Genomic DNA, 19,024 nt, shown 5'->3' with positions numbered 1-19,024 from the left:
ACGGATATAAATACCCCATGCGACGAATCCCCTACTCTTACGCGCTTGCTAGTCTACTGGTTCTGGCGCTTGTGATATGGCTAGCGGTTGGCGATTTCCAACGTTTTCAAAGCACGCCGCCTGATGTGAATTCCACTGAACGCGACTCAACACCCCGCGTAGAAGTGATCACCCAACAGAGCGCGCCCTATATTCCCAGGCATGTGCTGCAAGGCCAGCTAACCGCGGAAAGAGAAACACTGCTGCGTGCCAACGTGATGGGCTATGTCGCAGAAAAGCCGGTGGCCCAAGGAGAAACTGTCAGCCGAGGCGAAACACTGCTGATACTGGATAACGACGCGCTACCCCAACGTTTACAGCAGGCACGTGATGAGTTAACGCTTGCTGAGTCAGAGTACGCGGGGGCCCAAAACCTACGCCGCCGTGAGCTGATTTCTCAGCCAGAACTGCTGCGCCTGCAAAGTGCATTAAGCGCCAGCGCAGCCCAGGTAGCTCAGTTGGAAAAGCAGTTAAGCGATACCCGCCCAACCGCTCCCTTTGAAGGCGTGCTGGATCGCGTCCAGGTAGAGCTTGGCGACTTACTGCAGCCCGGCGAAGAGTGGGCACGACTGATCGACGATCGGCGACTAACCGGCACAGCATGGGTTGCCCAACAGCAAATCGGCGAGTTAAGCGTTGGCTTACCGGTCACCGCGCGACTGCTCAACGGCCGTTCGCTTTCCGGTGAAGTGTCCTACATTAGCAGCCGCGCAGAGGAAGCCACTCGCACGTTCTATATCGAAGTAACGCTCGACAATCCAGAAAGGCAACGCTTAGCAGGCGGCAGCGCTGAATTCACCGTGACGCTGCCTCCTCGCCAGGTGCATACCCTATCACCCGCTCTTTTTAGCCTGGATGATCAGGGCCAACTAGCCATCAAACACGTTGTTGAGAATAACCGTGTTGCCCAAACGGCTATTGAGCTGGTGAGTGCCGATACCGAACGCGCCTACGTCACCGGCTTACCTAACACCGTGCGGTTGATCACCCTGGGCGCAGGCTTAGTCAGCCCAGGCGAAACCGTAGCACCAGTGTCTACCCAGGAAGGTGGTCATGCGTCAGTTGATTAATGCGGCGCTAACCCACACACGAACCACCCTGCTGTTGCTGGTCGGCCTGCTGCTGGCGGGTACGACTGCCTGGCAGATGATTCCGAAGGAAGCCAATCCAGACGTCACTATCCCGATTATTTACGTCTCACTTTCGCTGGAAGGCGTTAGCCCGGAAGATGGCGAGCGCCTGCTGGTCCGCCCAATGGAGCAAGAATTGCGCGGAATTGAAGGGTTGCGCAAGTTTACCGCCCAGTCTAGCGAAGGGCATGGTTCGGTGACGCTAGAGTTTGATCCCGGCTTTGATCCGGATACGGCGCTTTCTGATGTACGCGAGCGCGTGGATATCGCCCGCAGTAGCTTACCGGATGAGGCGGACGAGCCGCGGGTAATGGAGGTTAACGTCTCCGAGTTTCCGGTCCTGAGCATTGGCCTTTCCGGCGAGCTGGATACCCGAGAACGGGTCACCATCGCGCGGCGCTTGAAGGAGGAGATAGAGGGCATTGCCGATGTTCTAGAGGTCGATATTGCTGGCGACCGCGAGGATTTGCTCGAAATCGTCGTTGATCCGCTGGTGCTGGAAAGCTATGGCGTTGATTTTGACACGCTATTTAATCAAATCTCACGCAATAATCGCTTGGTAGCTGCTGGCAGTTTGGATACTGGTGCTGGGCGGTTGGCGCTAAAGGTACCAGGCATTATCGAATCATTAAACGATGTCATGGACATGCCGGTGAAAGTTGACGGCGATCAGGTGGTTACGTTTGGCGATGTTGCGTGGATCTTGCCGACCTACAAAGACCCCGAAGGGTTTGCCCGCATAGACGGCCAACCTGCGGTAGTGCTGGAAATTTCCAAGCGTGCTGGGGCGAATATCATCGCCACCATTGACGCAGTGAGAGAGCGCTTTGCCCAGGCGGGCGACCTGCTGCCGGAACAACTGCGCATCACCACGATTTTAGATGAGTCGGTTACCGTTCAAAACATGCTCTCTGAGCTATTAAATAACGTGCTAACCGCGGTGGTATTGGTATTGATTGTTGTAGTAGCCGTGATGGGCTGGCGCATGGCGCTGCTGGTAGGCCTGACCATACCCGGTGCGTTTTTAACCGGCATTCTGCTGGTTTGGGCGTTTGGGTTTACGCTCAACATTGTGGTGCTATTTGCGCTCATCTTAGTCGCTGGCATGCTAGTTGATGGCGCCATTGTGGTCAGCGAGCTTGCTGACCGACACCTGCATGAGGGGCAATCTCCCCACCAGGCTTGGCTGAATGCGGCGACACGCATGAGTTGGCCGGTTATTGCCTCTACCGCGACAACGCTTGCGGTATTTGTGCCGCTGCTGTTTTGGCCAGGCGTGGTAGGCCAGTTTATGAAGTACCTGCCTGCCACCGTCATATTGTGCCTTCTTGCATCGCTAGCCATGGCACTGGTGTTTCTGCCTACCCTGGGTCGACTGTTTACCCGTACATCCCCTACAGCTACTGCTGAAGCCGGCCCTATCGATGAAAGCACGTCACTTGGGCGTGGCTATCGCCGCGTATTAGGGCGCTTGCTACAGCACCCTGCCTGGGTATTAGTATTTGCGGTACTGCTAATTGCACTGCTGTATACCGGCTATGCTCGCTTTAACCATGGTGTTGACTTCTTTCCCAATGTAGAACCGGACAGCGCTCAGGTTCTGGTACGCGCTCGTGGCGATTTTTCTGCCAAAGAATCCGATGCCATCTTGAAGCGGGTAGAGAACCGCTTAGGCAGCATGGGTGAAGTCGAAGCGCTTTATGCGCGCTCCTTTGCAGTGCCCGACCAACAAATGGGCAATGATGTGATCGGGATGCTGCAGTTTCAGTTTGTCGACTGGTATCAGCGCCGCCCTGCCCGCGCGATTCTGGCTGACATGGCCGAGCGCACCCAAGATCTACCGGGCATTAACCTGGAATTCCAAGAGCAAGATATGGGACCCGGTGGCGGTAAGCCAATTGTGCTAGAGGTAAGTGCCACCGACCCAGATATTGCTAACACTGGCGTTGACCAGATTACTGCACTGATGCGTGAGCTAGGCGGTTTTACCGATATACAGGATAACCGCAGCCTGCCGGGGGTCGAATGGCAGGTAAAGGTTAACCGGGAAGCCGCTGCCCGTATGGGAACCGACATCACCACCATTGGCAGTGCCGTACAACTGCTGACTACTGGCCTTCAAGTCGCTAATTATCGCCCGCCCACCGTTACTGATGAAGTGGATATTCGCGTGCGATTACCGGAACACTGGCGCACGCTCAACCAGCTTGAACGACTGACTATCAACACCCCACGTGGCCAAGTGCCTATAGCTCACTTTGTAGAAATTACGCCTGCTCCTAAAGTGGGCACCCTGAACCGTATTGATGGGCGCCGTGCTATTACCGTTGAGGCTGATTTAGCGCCTGGCTATTTAGCAGACGAGCGACTGCGGGCGCTACTGGATGCAGGCCAAGGCCAGCTTCCCGATGGTCTGATGGTTAATGTGGCGGGTGAACAAGAGGATCAGCAGGAATCCATGCAGTTCTTGATCAGCGCGTTCTTGATCGCGATCGGGTTAATGGCGCTGATTCTGGTGACACAGTTCAATAGCTATTATCAAGCAGCCCTGGTGCTGTCGGCCATTGTGTTTTCCACTGCGGGCGTTTTGATGGGGCTGCTTATTACTGGCCAAGCATTTGGGATTGTCATGGTGGGCATGGGCGTTATCGCCCTGGCGGGTATTGTAGTGAATAACAATATCGTCTTAATCGACACTTACAACGAGTTGCGCGGCCAAGGCATGACCCCGACAGAAGCAGCATTGGAAGCAGGCACCCTGCGCTTGCGGCCAGTGCTTCTCACCGCCATTACCACCGTGCTGGGGTTAATGCCGATGGTGCTAGGAATCAACGTTAATCTTTTTGCACCCGCGCTAGGGTTTAACGCCCCTTCCGCCCAATGGTGGACACAAATGTCCAGCGCGATTGCAGGTGGCTTAACCTTTGCCACTGCCCTAACGCTCTTGCTAACGCCTTGCATGTTAGTAATAGGCGGCAAGCTAAGGCGTGAGACGTGAGGCTGCATAGCAGGCGCGGCTAGGCCACCGTTCGCGGGTGCCTCATTTGCTCGTGCCTCGCAAGATTCGTTACTCCGGCTACAAAATATATTGAATGCACAGGGGTTGTAGCGCGTGGTAAGCGAAGCGCACCCGCGAGGCATCGCCACAGCAACCATGCGTGCCGGGCCACCGTTCGCGGGTGCCTCATTTGCTCGTACCTCGCAAGATTCGTTACGCCGCGCTACAAAATATATTGAATGCACAAGGGGTGTAGCGCGTGGTAAGCGAAGCGCACCCGCGAGGCATCGCCGCAGCAGCCATTCGTGCCGGGCCACCGTTCGCGGATGCCTCATTTACTCGTGCCTCGCAAGATTCGTTACGCCGCGCTACAAAATATATTGAATGCACAGGGGTTGTAGCGCGTGGTAAGCGAAGCGCACCCGCGAGGCATCGCCACAGCAACCATGCGTGCCGGGCCACCGTTCGCGGGTGCCTCATTTGCTCGTGCCTCGCAAGATTCGTTACGCCGCGCTACAAAGTATACTGAATTCACAGGGGTTGTAGCGCGTGGTAAGCGAAGCGCACCCGCGAGGCAACGCCACAGCAACCATGCGTGCCGGGCTCAACGTTCGCGGGTGCCTCATTTGCTCGTGCCTCGCAAGATTCGTTACGCCGCGCTACAAAATATAATGAATAGTGCTAAGCAGGTGACTTCATCTGCTGGGGGCTGTGGGCGGCGTGCATACGGGCGATTAGCTGATCTTCAAGAGCGAAGCGCTCTGCCAACCCTTTCGCTAAACGGTCAATCCATGCAGGTAAACGCACTAGGTTCTGCTGGCAACGCACTGGCGAGGCAAAGTCTTCGTCAAACTCCAGCACCATAGCCGTCGACATTTCTAAGCGCTCAAGGAGCTTTGCAGCGATGTGCAGCGCACTCTCGTCGTCAAATGCCTTTGCTTCCTCAGCAAGCTGGGGGTAAATCTCGAAGTGCCCTGCGCTGATGTAGTCCATCAGTAACTCACTAAAAGTATCAATGCGTGCTTTGCTAATCGCCTCTAATTCGGCGTCACAGGCATCTTTCAGCTCAATGAAGCTAACTAACAGCGAGCGGCGCTGATCAAGCCAACGATCAATCAAGCTGTGCACGCCTCCCCAGCGCTCCAGGGCATTTTTGCAATCTTCGAGCATGGGGCTTTCTCCTTACAGATAGCCGTCTCCAACTAAGCTAGACTCGCGCGTCCGGGGACAGCTGTCAATCCTAGCGGGTACGGTTTACTTAATTAAATGAGGCCAATCAATTAGCGTAAACCTTATCACTTATTTAACTCTTTTTTACAGACCATAGAATACGCAGAGGCGCGATCGCGAGCAATAAAAAGCCAATCAAGGTCCATGCAGGAAGTGATAAGCCCAAAAACATGAAATCGATTTCAGCACACTCGCCAGAGCCGGTAAGCACCATGGCAACGACTTCTTGCATCGGCAAGATATCCATCATGTACTCAAGTCCTGGGCCGCAAGTCGGCACTTCGTCAGCGGGCAAGCCTTGAAGCCATACATGCCTTCCTGCAATAAAAGCACCCGTGCCTACTGCGGCTAATCCCAGTAAGCCGTAGATAGCTTTGCCTACTTTACCGCTTGGGTTATGCAGGGCAGCGACACCTAGCACCAGCCCTGCGGCAATCACCGCGACCCGCTGAAAAATACACAACGGGCAGGGCTCCAGCCCCATAATATGCTCAAGCCCCAAGGCTAACGCCATCATTAGTACACAAAAGACGAAGCCCGCTAACGCGGTGGGGCGAACTGCTAATGATGTCATTGACCATCCTCTGGTGAAATAGCAGACAGCGCTCTGGACTCACGCGCTTTGGCAAAATAAGTGCTTAGGAACTCACTAAAGCTCTCTTGATCGGCCACTTCAATATCATGCTGCTGTTGGTGTGAGGTTTCGATCAACTGAGCAAGCAGTGCTTCACGAGAACGCAGCATGGGCGTGGATTTAAGCTTATCAGCCTGCTCTTGAGCTAGTTGCAGCAACGTATCGCTGAGCGAGCCATTACCAGCCTCTAGGCGCGCCAGCAGCTGTGCAGAAGGTGTTAGAGAAGGATCTTTCAGCCGCGGCGCTAGCTCATCGAGTGCTGCGGCATGAGGGACACCCTCTTCTACCGCATCCAATAGGCGCGCCACTTCGGCCATTTCCGCAAAAATTTGCTCGCCCCACTCCTGCACAGACGTTGCTTTACCGTTGTGGACCAAGCTCAGCGCCGGGTCGCGCCCACGCTCTACGACGAAACGGCGATTGTCGTCTAAGCGGTCGCACTCTTCGTCTGAAATCCACGGGCTATCGCTTAGTAGACACCACATTAAGAAAGTATCAACAAAACGCATCTGGGCTTCGGTGACACCTAATGGATCGAAGGGATTAAGATCCAAACAGCGCACTTCGATGTACTCTACCCCACGCGCTTCAAGCGCCTGACTGGGCGTTTCGTTGTGCTTGGCGACCCGCTTAGGGCGAATATCGCTGTAGTATTCATTTTCAATCTGCAAAATATTGGCATTTAACTGCTGCCATTCTTCGCCGTTCTTAACGCCCAGTTTTTCGTAGTCTGGCCACGGGGTGGAAATAGCATGCCGTAGGGTGTTGACGTAATTGGACAACGAGTTAAAGCAGATTTTAAGCTGCGACTGCACTTTGTTCTGATAGCCCAAATCCGACATACGCAGCGTAGTCGCATAGGGAGCGTAATAGGTGTCGTCACTCAGCGGCTGCAGCTTTTCAGGCACTTTACCTGTTGGCAGGAAGCTTTTGTCGATGGCGGGTGATGCGCCAAATAAGTAGAGCAGCAGCCAGCTATGACGACGAAAGTGCCGAATCATGCCGAAATAACGCGTAGAGCGATAATCGTTAAAAGGAATATTGGTGGCTTTTTCAAGCTCCCGCAGGGCATGCCACATATCATCAGGTAGCGATACGTTGTAATGCACCCCAGCTATGGCCTGCATAATCCGCCCATAGCGCACATCCAACCCTTTACGATAAACATGCTTCATCGTGCCAACATTGGAGCTGCCGTAGTCGGCAATCGGCACGCTATCGTTACCAGAAAGCCGAGACGGCATACTACCCGGCCAAATCCACTCATTTTCCAAGTGGTGATAGGTAAAGGTGTGAAGGTCGGATAAAAACGCCAACGCTTCCCTTGGTTCTGAATACACCGGAGTGATGTATTCCAATAGCGCTTCGGAGTAATCCGTCGTGATATGCGGGTGGGTTAGCTTTGAACCCAGCGCGTGCGGGTGCGGCGTTTGAGCAATATGACCGTTGGCGTCAACACGCAGGCCTTCTTTTTCCAACCCGCGACGCAGGCGACCCAGGCGCCCTAAGCGCGCGCTGGGGAGCAAACGCTCTACCTGGGCGGTCAGCGCAGATGGCACAGTGAGAGGTTCAGACAAAGTGAACACTCCTTCTTAGTAAGGCCCGCTTAACACAGGCCTTGTTGAAATCAGCTGGCATCGCCATGTGTTTTATCCTGCCTTCTACTAAGCGTAGAAAGCAGGATATGGCGGCAACCGTTAAATATTCAAGACGCGCGACTATTTGCCCTGCTTTGCTTTAAGCAGTGCTGCGCCGAGCGCGCCCATGGGTGCGGCTGCTTCGTTGGGCTTTCCGCTCTGGCGTTGGCCGCTCTGTCTGCGACCATTCTGCCCCTGACCATTCTGCCCAGAACTAGCCGAACGCTGACTACGCGTAGGCTTGCCAAGCTCGTCGTTAGTAGAGTTTGATGCTGTTTGCATCTGCTCTGGTTCATCGTCCAAACGCATTGAAAGCCCTACCCGCTTGCGGGGTATATCCACATTCATCACCTTAACGGTAACGATATCGCCTGCTTTTACCACACTGCGGGGGTCATCAATAAAGCGGTCGGAGAGCGCTGAAATATGCACAAGCCCATCTTGATGAACGCCAACATCCACAAAGGCACCGAAGTGGGTCACATTGGTGACGGTACCTTCCAACACCATTCCCAGCGTCAGGTCTTTGAGCGTTTCGACACCTTCACGGAATTCAGCAGCCTTAAACTCAGGGCGCGGATCACGGCCAGGCTTATCCAGCTCTTTGAGAATATCGCTGACAGTAGGCACACCAAAACGCTCATCGGCAAAGTCGGCGGGTTTAAGTGCTTTTAGCGTCGCGCTATCACCAATCAAGCCTTTAATATCTCGGCTATTCTGCTTAGCGATACGCTCTACCAGGGTGTAAGCCTCTGGGTGGACGGCGCTGGCGTCCAGCGGGTTTTCGGCGTTACTAATGCGTAAGAAACCAGCACACTGCTCAAACGTTTTCGGCCCAAGGCGGCTAACTTCCAACAATTCTTTACGGCTTTTGAAGGCACCTTGAACATTGCGTTGGGCAACAATATTTTCAGCAATGGCAGCACTTAAACCAGCAACACGGGAAAGCAACGCACTCGATGCGGTGTTGAGATCCACACCGACCGCGTTCACGCAGTCTTCTATAACCACTTCCAGGCTGCGTGACAGCTGCACCTGGGAAACATCATGCTGATACTGGCCCACACCGATGGATTTCGGCTCGATTTTCACCAGTTCCGCGAGCGGGTCTTGCAAGCGACGGGCAATAGAGACGGCGCCGCGCACGGTGACATCAAGATCTGGCAGCTCACGAGAGGCGTATTCCGACGCAGAGTAAACTGAAGCACCTGCCTCAGACACCATCACTTTACTCAAACGATGCTCGGGCGCTAACGCCTTCAGCAGATCACCTGCCAGCTTATCGGTTTCACGACTGGCAGTACCATTGCCGACGGCAATGAGTTGAACGCCATGCTGTTTAACCAGTTTAGCGAGCACATTGAGCGATTCGTCCCAGCGATTTTGCGGCGCATGGGGATAAATGGTGGCTTGGTCGATAAATTGACCGGTCGCATCCACCACCGCGATCTTACAGCCGGTTCTTAAACCTGGGTCAATCGCTAGCGTCACTTTTTGCCCAGCGGGCGCTGCCAGCAAAAGATCTTTCAGGTTGGCGGCAAACACCTCGATAGCGGTGAGCTCAGCCTGCTCGCGCAGACGACCCAGCAACTCGGTTTCAAGCGCGGTATAGAGTTTTACTCGCCACGTCCAGCGCACTACTTCGCCCAACCATTTGTCGGCGGGGCGACCTTCATCGCTAACACCTACTTGTTTGGCAATGGCGATTTGAGCAGGGTGAATCGGTGCGTCCTCTTCACCAGGCAGACGAATCGCCAAGCTTAGAATGCCTTCATTGCGACCGCGGAACATAGCAAGAGCACGGTGGGATGGCACTTTGGCCAGTTTTTCGTCGTGCTCAAAGTAGTCAGAGAACTTCGCGCCCTCCTGCTGCTTGCCGTCTAACACACGGGCACTTAATTCGCCCTCTTGCCATAACCGCTCACGCAAACGGCCAATCAGCTCAGGGTCTTCAGCGAAGCGCTCCATTAGAATTTGCTTAGCACCATCAAGCGCGGCTTTGGCATCTTCAATGGCGGGAATATCACCTTCTTCAGGGCGCAGATATTGCGCTGCCTCGCTTTCGGGATTAAGCATTGGATTGGCCAACAGGGCATCAGCCAATGGCTCTAGACCCGCCTCTCGGGCAATTTGTGCTTTCGTGCGGCGCTTTTTCTTAAACGGTAGGTATAAGTCTTCTAGGCGCTGCTTAGTTTCAGCTGCCTGAATCGTTGCTTTCAGCGTGGCATCCAGCTTGCCCTGCTCATCAATAGCCAACAGTACGGCTTCACGGCGCTCTTCCAGCTCCCGCAAATAGCGCAGGCGTTCATCTAACTGACGCAGCTGAATATCATCAAGGGCACCCGTTACCTCTTTACGATAACGGGCAATAAACGGCACGGTAGCACCACCATCCAGAAGCTCTACCGTTGCGGAGACCTGTTCAGGTCGTACGTTTAGCTCAGTGGCTAAGCGTAAAATAATGCGTTGTTTGACATCCATAACGTGCAACTAACTCATGCAGCATTCGAGGTGCCGACAAGGTACCACAATCGCACGATGCTGGCATGAATTGGCCACGATGGGGGAGCTGCCCTCGCGGGTGCGCTTCGCTTACCACGCGCTACAACATCAATGAACTCAATGGTTGCATCCCTGTAGCGCGGTGTAACGAGTCTTGCGAGGAACGAGCAAACGAGGCACCCGCGACACTCCATGGCACATGCTCAAGCCCAGCACCGCTTCGCGCTGTCCTCGCGGGTGCGCTTCGCTTACCACGCGCTACCACATCACTGGGCTCAATGGCTGCATCCCTGTAGCGCGGTGTAACGAGTCTTGCGAGGGACGAGCAAACGAGGCACCCGCGGATGGTGTTTTATGCAGGCACGAACCGCAGTGCCACACCGTTATTGCACCAGCGTAGGCCCGTGGGCTCTGGACCATCTCCAAAGATATGGCCTTGATGGCCGCCGCAGCGGGCACAGTGGTATTCCGTGCGCGGCCACACTAGCTTGAAATCTAGCTTGCTAAGTAAGTGGCCTTCAACATGCTCGAAAAAACTGGGCCAACCGGTGCCAGAATCATACTTCATTGCACTGGTGAAAAGTACAAGATCGCACCCAGCACAGCGGTACTCACCCTCCCCAACCTCTCCGTCTAAGGGGCTTGAAAAGGCACGCTCAGTTCCCTCTTCACGCAGAACGTAAAATGCTTCATCAGACAAGCGTTCCCGCCATTCGTCTTCGCTTAATTCAAGCTTTTCAAGGTCGGGGGCTGCTTCAAGGTCTAATCGCGGAAAGCCAAACGAGACGCCAGGAAGAATACCTGCCAGCCCCGTTAGTCCCGCAAGACCTATAAAATGACGTCGCTTCATTTGCGCACTCCCTCAACACGTCAAGGACGCAGACATAAAAATGGGACAGCGCCGAAGCGCTGTCCCATTTTGACTGCTTGACTGTCCAAACGTTCGATTAGTTATCCAAACATTCGACAACCTTCACCCTGCTGTACATATCAGGTTAACTGCGGGCCTGCCTTGATAATTGCTTCGTTAACGCCTTCAAACTTCTTGAAGTTATCAACGAATTTAGTGGCTAGATCTTGCAGATGACGGTCATACGCTTCTTTGTCAGCCCACGTTTCGCGAGGATTGAGCAGGCTAGAGTCTACGCCCGGCACTGCTACCGGCACTTGAAGGTTAAGGCCTTCGATGTGCTGGGTTTCAACATCACGAAGCACGCCAGACTGAATGGCACTGATGATGGCGCGAGTGGTCGGGATAGAGAAACGTGAGCCACCTTCGCCGTAGGCACCACCTGTCCAACCGGTGTTGACGAGATAAACCTGAGCATCTTTCTTATCTACCCGCTTGATCAGCAGGTCGGCGTATTCGCGCGCAGGACGCGGGAAGAAAGGCGCACCAAAACAGGTAGAGAACGTAGCAGCCAAACCTTCAGATGAGCCCATTTCGGTCGAACCCACTTTCGCGGTGTAACCTGACAAGAAGTGGTAAGCCGCAGCTTCTTTAGAAAGAATCGACACGGGCGGCAGAACGCCAGACATATCGCAGGTCAGGAAGACAATGGCGTTAGGCTCGCCGGCCAGGTTCTCCGGTACACGCTTTTCAACGTGCTCCAACGGATAGGCGGCACGAGAGTTCTGGGTCAGGCTGTCGTCGGCGTAATCCGGCTCGCGACGATCATCAAGAACGACATTCTCCAGCACGGTACCAAACTTAATTGCGTTCCAGATAACCGGCTCATTCTTCTCAGAAAGGTCGATACATTTAGCGTAGCAGCCACCTTCCATGTTGAAGACGATGCCGTCACCCCATGCGTGCTCATCATCGCCAATTAGGTAGCGCGCTTGGTCAGCGGATAGTGTGGTTTTACCTGTGCCTGAAAGACCGAAGAACAGGCAGGTTTCGCCGTCTTCACCGACGTTCGCAGAGCAGTGCATCGGCAGAACGTCAGCTTCTGGCAACAAGTAGTTCTGCACCGAGAACATAGCTTTCTTCATTTCACCGGCATAACGCATACCGGCAATCAATACTTTGCGCTCGGCAAAATTGATGATGACACAGCCATCTGAGTTGGTGCCGTCACGACTTGGGTCACACTCAAAGCCCGCGGCGTTCAGAATCGTCCACTCTTCTTTAACCGCTGTGTTGTAAGCCTGCGGGCGCACAAACATGGTACGGCCAAACAGATTTTGCCAAGCGGTTTCTGTCGTTACACGAACTGGCAAATAGTGAGTGTTATCGCTGCCAACATGCAGCTCAGCCACGAAATGCTCACCGCTACCCAGATAATCTTCTACACGTGCCCAAAGCGCTGAGAATTTTTCAGCATCAAACGGGCGGTTCACGCTGCCCCAGTCGATACTATCGCGAGTAGAGGGCTCGTCGACGATATAGCGATCTTTCGGTGAACGCCCTGTGCGCAGACCGGTGTTTACCACCAGCGCACCGTTAGCCGACAAGCGGCCTTCACCACGGGCCACGGCGCGCTCGATAAGTTCGGCGCTGCTAAGATTAACGTGGGCTTGGAGAGCGGCTTGAGTCGTGGTCATGTCGATTCCTGGGTCTCGAATTTACCGGGCGTCACCGACGCCTTGAGAAATCATCTCAGCCTCCTATTGTTTCCAATAACCATGGGCTGAGTGCGCTGAAGTCCGGCGCATTATGGCAAAAAGAAAGCCCCCAGGAAATGGGGGCTTTAATCAAATATCTTGTAGTTAAACTACTACACTGACACTACATTTTGTGTTGCAGCGCAGTATTTTTTCAAACAACCGTTCGGCAGGCGTCCTATAGGCTTTGCTATGACTAGCGCGGTACACAAAGGGCTTCAACGCCCATGCCGCCATCCACGACTACACAATCAATGAATCACCGGGGGTGGCGCGTCCGGATTTTCTAATAAAATTTCAATATCAGCGGCTGTGTAGTGATATTTCGTGTGGCAAAAGTGACACTGCGTATCGATTGCGCCCTCTTCGCGCAAAATATCGCGCAGTTCCTCTTCGCCAAGCGTGTATAGCGCATGGCTCATTCGCTCCCGTGAGCATGTACAGCCAAAGCGTAGTGATTTCGGTTCAAACACTCTAACCGTCTCTTCGTGATAGAGACGATAGAGTACTTCGCGTTGCTCAAGCCCCAGAAGCTCTTCTGTTTTAATTGTGTCGGCGAGATGAACGCTGCGCTCCCAAGCATCAACATCTTGGTTTTGTGAGGCATCGGGCAGGCGCTGAAGTAATAGTCCACCGGCTCTCTCACCGTCAGCCGCTAACCACAGGCGGGTGGGCAGCTGCTCTGACTGAGCGAAGTAGGCTTCTAGGCAACCGCCTAGCGTATCGTGATCAAGCGCAACAATACCCTGATAGCGATGCCCTTCCCGTGGATCGAGGGTAATCATAATTTGGCCTTCACCTACCAGCTCTCGGAAACTGGCGTGTTCGCTGGGCAGTACCGCATCTTCAGCAATGCGCGCGATTGCACGCAGCTCTCCACCGGGATTGGACTCTGCCATTAATAGTGCAAGCGAGCCTCGGCCGCGCACTTCAATGCTTAGCGTGCCGTCTAGCTTTACTGTGTCGGTTAGCAAAGCAACCGCTGCCAACAGCTCACCGAGCAACTGATTAACTGCTGGCGGGTAAGCGTGGCGGTCGAGCACCTCATTATAGGCAGTGCTGAGCGTGACAATTTCACCACGCACATTGGTTTGGTCAAACATAAAACGTTGGATTTGATCAGACATAAGAAAACCGCCGGAGAAATAGAGAGAAAGCTTACCGCCATGACGAATAAACGCGTGTTTAATCGCCCTGTTGGCGCTGGAAACGCTGGATATCACGCCGCTGCTTTTTATCAGGACGTTTGAGCGGGTGCTGCATGGCTTCATTGGTGAGACGACGAGCTTCAGCTTCTTTGGCACGGCGTTGCACGCTTTCTTCCGTTTCAGCGTAGAGCTTGCGTGCTTCTGGCGCACCGCGGCGCTGGTCGGAAAGCGAAACCACTTCCACCTCAAAAATATCCCAGCCTTGAGGGACACGAATAAGCGCTCCCAGCTCGACATTTTTGCTAGTTTTTACGCGGGCACCGTCATAGTGGACTTTGCCACCTTCTATCGCTTTTTTAGCCAGGGCGCGGGTTTTGAAAAACCGCGCTGCCCAAAGCCACTTATCTAAGCGAACGCTGTCGCTCATTAACGCTCTCCTCGCTGCCCTGGCAGGTTGTCTGGCAGCAGTTGGGCAAATCGGTCTAGGGCGATAAACGCTTGTAGCTCTTTTTCTGGTCGCTGGCTATCGGGCTGCTTAATGCCCAGCAAGTGTTTGATACCGAACTCACGGGCGCTCTCGAGCACGCGCGCATTATCATCGATAAACAGCGTGCGCGCTGGATCAAACGGCTCTTGCTCTTGAAGCGCAAACCAGAAAGCCTGCTCTTCTTTTGCAGCGCCCACATCTTCTGATGAGATGATGGCGTCGAGGTAGTTTTCCAACCCTGTCAACGGTAATTTTAGCGCGAGGCTGGCACGGTCTGCGTTGGTCGCTAAAATGACACGGGGATGGGTTTGCTTCAGCCAGGTTAAAAAGTCTAGTGCGTCACTACGCAGGCCTATCAAGTGCTGTACTTCGCGTTTCAGCGCCACGATATCCACCCCAAGTTCGCGGCTCCAGTACGCAAGGCTGTACCAGTTCAGCGTGCCCTGCTCACCGATAATACGGGCACGCAGCGCTTCTTGGCTCGCTGCGTCTAGCTGATGAAGCTCAACATAGCGTTTTGGCAGGTGCTCTAGCCAGAAATGGCTATCGAAGTGCAGATCCAGCAGCGTGCCATCCATATCAAGTAGGACAGTATCGATCTCGCGCCAATCAATCATTGCCGCTCCAGTCTGAAAGAATAAGCATGCTATTGTAGCGTAACCCGTTTTTTGCAGCCACGGAGGCATGATGTCTAACCACGAATCATCACCCGGCGACACCCGCACCGGCTACCTGAAAAAGCCGCAAATTTTGGCGCGAACGAGCGTCGCCAAAAGCCGTTTATTCCATATTGAGTCGCTTGACTTGCGCTTTTCTAACGGCGAAGAGCGTCAGTTTGAACGCTTAACCGGCGCAGACCGAGGCGCGGTGATGATTATTGCCATGCCCGACCCGGAGCACGTGCTGCTTATTCGGGAATATGCGGCCGGCTTTGAAGATTATGTGCTGACACTGCCGAAGGGGTTAGTTGATCCCGGCGAAGATATTGTCACTGCTGCCAACCGAGAGCTGATGGAAGAGTGCGGCTTTGGCGCACATCGCATTGAGCCGCTGGTGGAGTTATCTCTTGCGCCTAACTACATGCGCCACCGTATGCAAGTGCTAATGGCCACCGACCTTTATCCCAAGCGCCTGCCAGGCGACGAGCCAGAGCCATTGATTGTCGAAACCCATGCCATTGAAGAGCTACCGGCCTTGCTATTGCGGGACGACTTCCACGAGGCTCGTGCCATCGCCGCCCTCTATATCGCAAGAGATAAGCTGCGCGAAGAGAAACGTGATAACGCAATGGATTTACTGTAAAGCGTTAACGGTCAACTCCGTGAGCGCGGTCGCGGGTGCGCTGACGCTTACGCCGCGCTACAAACCCCGTCAACTCAATAAGTTATGTAGCGCGTGGTAACGAATCTCGCGAGGAACGAACGTAGGCGGCACCCGCGAGAGGCGGCGGAACGACGCCCAGTGGCAGAGCATTCATTCCAACACTGAGCCGCCGTGCTGGTGCTTACAAATGATGCTTAAGCGGTATCCAGCGCCGTTGGCGGTGGCTGTCTAGGCCAGCTTCCAACAGCATCATGCTGCGTAGCGCATCGTCAATATCGACAGGCAGTGGTCCTTTATCACGAATTGCGGCAGCCACACCTTGATAATAAGCGAGGTAGTCACCCGCCTGGGTGGCATGCTCGTGGCGTACCAGCGGTGCATCCTCAACGTCGCCCTCGCGAAGAGTCAGCGTGCCCGGGGAGTCAGCACCCCATGCAGGCGTAGGCATTTCACCCGCTTTTAAGCGATCCTCTTGAGGATCTAGGCCATATTTAAGATAGCTGCCTTTCGTTCCATTAATGCGGAAGCGCGGTGTTGATTCAGCAATCAGCGTGCCGGCACTTAGGCTGACTCGGCAGCCGTCATACTCCAACAGCGCTAGAAAGTCATCATCGGCTTTAGCGTCGTCTCTACGCACGCCGAGATCCAGCATGATGGCATTAGGCATCCCAAACAACTCACAAGCTTGGTCGAGCAAGTGCGGGCCGAGGTCATACCAAATTCCACCTCCCGGTGTGGCTTTTTCTCGCCAGCGGGCGCGAACCTCTGGCCGAAAACGATCAAAACGCGATTCAAATCCGGTGACACGACCTAATGTACCAGCTTCCAACAGCGCTTTAATGGTCAGGAAGTCACTGTCCCAGCGGCGGTTATGAAACACCGACACTAGGCGCTCTTTATCAATCGCCAGCGCTTTTAGCTGCTTGGCTTCTGAAAGCGTGACGGTAAACGGTTTATCGACGACCACGTGCTTACCCGCCATCAGCGCTGCTTTCGCAAGCGGAAAGTGCGTGTCGTTAGGCGTAGGGATAACAATGAGATCAATATCGCTGCGCTGACACAGCGCCAGCGCCTGGCTTTCAACCTCAACATCTAAATCAGCATGCACTTTGGCGGCATCACTGGAGGATACTGCGACCAAATCCAGGCCTTCCGTTGCCTGAATGAGTGGCGCATGAAACGTTTTACTCGCAAATCCATAGCCAACGAGGCCAACGTTGATAATCGCCTTCATTACATTCCTTAGTCATTTTGACGGTTTGCATTGGGCATAAAGCAGTCCACATAAAGCAGCCCGCTTTGCACGGGCTGCTTTACATAGTGCCTAACCCTAGTCGAGCTTGGAAAGATCGCGAACCGCGCCCTTGTCCGCTGACGTTGCCAGTAACGCGTAGGCTTTCAGTGCGGGAGTTACCTTACGCGGGCGTTGCTCGACCGGCTTCCAGGCATCTTTTCCTTTGGCTTCCATCGCCTCGCGGCGCTTCGCCAACACGGAATCAGACAGTTGCACGTTAATCGTGCGGTTGGGAATATCAATCAGAATGGTATCGCCCTGCTCGACTAAACCAATCGCGCCACCCGCCGCCGCTTCGGGAGAAACATGACCGATGGAAAGCCCGGAGGTACCGCCAGAAAAACGGCCATCTGTCAGCAGTGCACACGCTTTACCCAACCCTTTGGATTTTAAGTACGAGGTCGGATAGAGCATTTCCTGCATACCCGGGCCGCCTTTGGGGCCCTCGTAGCGAATGACCACTACGTCACCCTCTTTGACCTTTCCATCCAATACGTTAGCCACCGCTTGGTCTTGGGATTCAACGACGTGAGCTTTACCTTCGAATACGAGAATAGAGTCGTCAACGCCTGCCGTTTTCACCACGCAACCATTGAGCGCGATATTGCCGTAAAGCACAGCCAAGCCACCTTCTGTTGAGAACGCATGCGCTAGGTCGCGGATACAACCAGTCGCACGATCGCCATCTAGACTTGGCCAGCGAGCGCTTTGTGAGAAAGCGGTTTGAGTAGGAACGCCACCAGGGCCTGCTTTAAAGAACTCGACCACCTCGGCGTTTGGCGAGCGCATAATGTCCCACTCTTCCAGCGCCGCTTTTAGGCTATCGCCGTAGACAGTCGGCACTGACGTGTCCAACACTCCCGCGCGATCCAGCTCGCCCAGAATGGCCATAATGCCACCCGCACGGTGAACGTCTTCGATATGATATTTCTGGGTATTAGGAGCCACTTTACATAGCTGCGGCACTTCCCGAGAGAGCCGATCAATATCCGCCATGGAGAAGTCGACTTCCGCTTCCTGGGCCGCCGCCAGCAAATGCAAAATCGTATTCGTAGAACCGCCCATGGCGATATCTAACGTCATGGCATTTTTGAACGCGGCCTTATTGCCAATCGCACGGGGCAACAGGTGGGCTTCTTCGCCTTCATAGTAGCGCTTGGCGAGCTCTACAATGCGGTGCCCCGCATTTTCAAACAAACGGCGACGGTCTGAGTGGGTCGCCAGCACGGTACCGTTACCAGGTAGCGCCAAGCCTAATGCTTCCATTAGGCAGTTCATAGAGTTAGCGGTAAACATGCCCGAGCAACTGCCGCAGGTGGGGCAAGCACTGCGCTCGACTTCTGCAAGGGTTTCATCATCGACACTATCATCAGCCGCCATAACCATAGCGTCGACAAGGTCTAGTCCGTGATCTAACAGCTTGGTTTTGCCCGCTTCCATGGGCCCGCCTGAGACAAAAATCACCGGAATATTGAGGCGCATGGCAGCCATCAGCATCCCAGGGGTAATTTTGTCGCAGTTGGAAATACACACCAGCGCGTCAGCGCAGTGGGCATTACACATGTACTCAACGCTATCAGCGATAATATCGCGGCTGGGCAGCGAATAGAGCATGCCGTCGTGGCCCATCGCGATGCCGTCGTCTACCGCGATGGTGTTGAACTCTTTAGCAACACCGCCTGCTTTTTCAATTTCACGTGCGACCAGCTGGCCCATGTCTTTTAAGTGAACATGGCCCGGCACAAACTGGGTAAACGAGTTCGCAACCGCAATAATGGGCTTATGGAAGTCGTCGTCCTTCATACCGGTGGCGCGCCAAAGAGCGCGGGCACCGGCCATATTGCGGCCAGCGGTGGTCGTACGGGAGCGATACTCGGGCATGGTGTCCTCTACATCTTTATCATGGCCTGCCGCATTCTTGGCGACAGGCAAGTGAATCCAGCGGCCTTAGATTGTGGCATGAGCGCACCGCGGAGACTAGATGGAGAGAGCAGA

The 19,024-nt window shown here is 54.3% G+C and carries 14 protein-coding genes; 3 read left to right on the top strand and 11 right to left on the bottom strand.

What is annotated here, in order from left to right:
* Positions 1-17 precede the first annotated feature (17 nt).
* Together L1X57_RS11765 and L1X57_RS11760 are read left to right on the top strand one after the other, a co-directional pair.
* A complete protein-coding gene (locus tag L1X57_RS11765; RefSeq protein ID WP_009721773.1) occupies positions 18-1,109 on the top strand; it encodes an efflux RND transporter periplasmic adaptor subunit in 1,092 nt (363 codons plus the stop codon).
* A complete protein-coding gene (locus tag L1X57_RS11760) occupies positions 1,093-4,167 on the top strand; it encodes an efflux RND transporter permease subunit (RefSeq protein ID WP_009721772.1) in 3,075 nt (1,024 codons plus the stop codon). The genes L1X57_RS11765 and L1X57_RS11760 overlap by 17 nt, the downstream gene beginning before the upstream one ends.
* Before the next feature lie 681 nt (positions 4,168-4,848).
* Here L1X57_RS11760 and rsd read toward each other — a convergent pair.
* From rsd to yrfG, 9 genes are all read right to left on the bottom strand, one after another.
* Positions 4,849-5,337: a sigma D regulator gene (gene rsd / locus L1X57_RS11755; RefSeq protein ID WP_009721771.1), complete on the bottom strand. Its 489-nt coding sequence runs from the start codon at positions 5,335-5,337 to the stop codon at positions 4,849-4,851.
* A 133-nt stretch (positions 5,338-5,470) separates the two neighbouring features.
* Complete coding sequence (locus L1X57_RS11750) at positions 5,471-5,971, bottom strand: disulfide bond formation protein B (protein ID WP_009721770.1); 501 nt, start codon at positions 5,969-5,971, stop codon at positions 5,471-5,473.
* Positions 5,968-7,608: a glutamate--cysteine ligase gene (gene gshA / locus L1X57_RS11745; RefSeq protein WP_009721769.1), complete on the bottom strand. Its 1,641-nt coding sequence runs from the start codon at positions 7,606-7,608 to the stop codon at positions 5,968-5,970. Before gshA ends, L1X57_RS11750 begins: the two co-directional genes overlap by 4 nt.
* A gap of 141 nt (positions 7,609-7,749) precedes the next feature.
* Positions 7,750-10,149 carry a Tex family protein gene (locus L1X57_RS11740; RefSeq protein WP_009721768.1) on the bottom strand — a complete coding sequence of 800 codons (2,400 nt, stop codon included), beginning with the start codon at positions 10,147-10,149 and terminating at the stop codon, positions 7,750-7,752.
* A 373-nt stretch (positions 10,150-10,522) separates the two neighbouring features.
* Entirely contained in the window at positions 10,523-11,020 is a 498-nt protein-coding gene (msrB, locus tag L1X57_RS11735; RefSeq protein ID WP_009721767.1) for a peptide-methionine (R)-S-oxide reductase MsrB, read from the bottom strand.
* Between the two features lie 140 nt (positions 11,021-11,160).
* Positions 11,161-12,717: a phosphoenolpyruvate carboxykinase gene (locus L1X57_RS11730; protein WP_009721766.1), complete on the bottom strand. Its 1,557-nt coding sequence runs from the start codon at positions 12,715-12,717 to the stop codon at positions 11,161-11,163.
* Positions 12,718-13,028: 311 nt separating this feature from the next.
* Positions 13,029-13,904: an Hsp33 family molecular chaperone HslO gene (gene hslO / locus L1X57_RS11725; protein ID WP_009721765.1), complete on the bottom strand. Its 876-nt coding sequence runs from the start codon at positions 13,902-13,904 to the stop codon at positions 13,029-13,031.
* Between the two features lie 58 nt (positions 13,905-13,962).
* Positions 13,963-14,352 (bottom strand): ribosome-associated heat shock protein Hsp15, encoded by a 390-nt coding sequence (gene hslR / locus L1X57_RS11720; RefSeq protein ID WP_009721764.1) that lies wholly within the window; start codon positions 14,350-14,352, stop codon positions 13,963-13,965.
* Positions 14,352-15,029 carry a GMP/IMP nucleotidase gene (yrfG, locus tag L1X57_RS11715; protein ID WP_009721763.1) on the bottom strand — a complete coding sequence of 226 codons (678 nt, stop codon included), beginning with the start codon at positions 15,027-15,029 and terminating at the stop codon, positions 14,352-14,354. Before yrfG ends, hslR begins: the two co-directional genes overlap by 1 nt.
* Positions 15,030-15,099: 70 nt before the next feature.
* Between yrfG and nudE the strand changes: the two genes are divergently transcribed.
* Entirely contained in the window at positions 15,100-15,714 is a 615-nt protein-coding gene (gene nudE / locus L1X57_RS11710; RefSeq protein WP_009721762.1) for an ADP compounds hydrolase NudE, read from the top strand.
* A 202-nt stretch (positions 15,715-15,916) separates the two neighbouring features.
* On the opposite strand, the gene L1X57_RS11705 is transcribed toward nudE, so the two are convergent.
* Both L1X57_RS11705 and ilvD read right to left on the bottom strand, forming a co-directional pair.
* On the bottom strand, positions 15,917-16,969 hold the full coding sequence (locus L1X57_RS11705; protein ID WP_009721761.1) for an oxidoreductase: 1,053 nt from the start codon (positions 16,967-16,969) through the stop codon (positions 15,917-15,919).
* A 96-nt stretch (positions 16,970-17,065) separates the two neighbouring features.
* Positions 17,066-18,910, bottom strand: coding sequence for a dihydroxy-acid dehydratase (gene ilvD / locus L1X57_RS11700; RefSeq protein ID WP_009721760.1), 1,845 nt, complete (start codon positions 18,908-18,910; stop codon positions 17,066-17,068).
* Positions 18,911-19,024 lie beyond the last annotated feature (114 nt).

The organism is Halomonas sp. TD01, from assembly GCF_923868895.1.
In the GTDB taxonomy this organism is placed as follows: Bacteria; Pseudomonadota; Gammaproteobacteria; order Pseudomonadales; family Halomonadaceae; genus Vreelandella.
The sequence above is the reverse complement of the archived record's forward strand: the minus strand, read 5'-3'. Positions and strand labels throughout refer to the sequence as shown.

Excerpts from the sequence above, each read along its gene's own strand:
- rsd (WP_009721771.1), bottom strand. The coding sequence starts at position 5,337 with ATGCTCGAAGATTGCAAAAATGCCCTGGAGCGCTGGGGAGGCGTGCAC.
- hslR (WP_009721764.1), bottom strand. The coding sequence starts at position 14,352 with ATGAGCGACAGCGTTCGCTTAGATAAGTGGCTTTGGGCAGCGCGGTTT.
- hslO (WP_009721765.1), bottom strand. The coding sequence starts at position 13,904 with ATGTCTGATCAAATCCAACGTTTTATGTTTGACCAAACCAATGTGCGT.
- L1X57_RS11765 (WP_009721773.1), top strand. The coding sequence starts at position 18 with ATGCGACGAATCCCCTACTCTTACGCGCTTGCTAGTCTACTGGTTCTG.
- L1X57_RS11730 (WP_009721766.1), bottom strand. The coding sequence starts at position 12,717 with ATGACCACGACTCAAGCCGCTCTCCAAGCCCACGTTAATCTTAGCAGC.
- nudE (WP_009721762.1), top strand. The coding sequence starts at position 15,100 with ATGTCTAACCACGAATCATCACCCGGCGACACCCGCACCGGCTACCTG.
- msrB (WP_009721767.1), bottom strand. The coding sequence starts at position 11,020 with ATGAAGCGACGTCATTTTATAGGTCTTGCGGGACTAACGGGGCTGGCA.
- ilvD (WP_009721760.1), bottom strand. The coding sequence starts at position 18,910 with ATGCCCGAGTATCGCTCCCGTACGACCACCGCTGGCCGCAATATGGCC.
- L1X57_RS11705 (WP_009721761.1), bottom strand. The coding sequence starts at position 16,969 with ATGAAGGCGATTATCAACGTTGGCCTCGTTGGCTATGGATTTGCGAGT.
- L1X57_RS11750 (WP_009721770.1), bottom strand. The coding sequence starts at position 5,971 with ATGACATCATTAGCAGTTCGCCCCACCGCGTTAGCGGGCTTCGTCTTT.
- L1X57_RS11760 (WP_009721772.1), top strand. The coding sequence starts at position 1,093 with ATGCGTCAGTTGATTAATGCGGCGCTAACCCACACACGAACCACCCTG.
- yrfG (WP_009721763.1), bottom strand. The coding sequence starts at position 15,029 with ATGATTGATTGGCGCGAGATCGATACTGTCCTACTTGATATGGATGGC.
- L1X57_RS11740 (WP_009721768.1), bottom strand. The coding sequence starts at position 10,149 with ATGGATGTCAAACAACGCATTATTTTACGCTTAGCCACTGAGCTAAAC.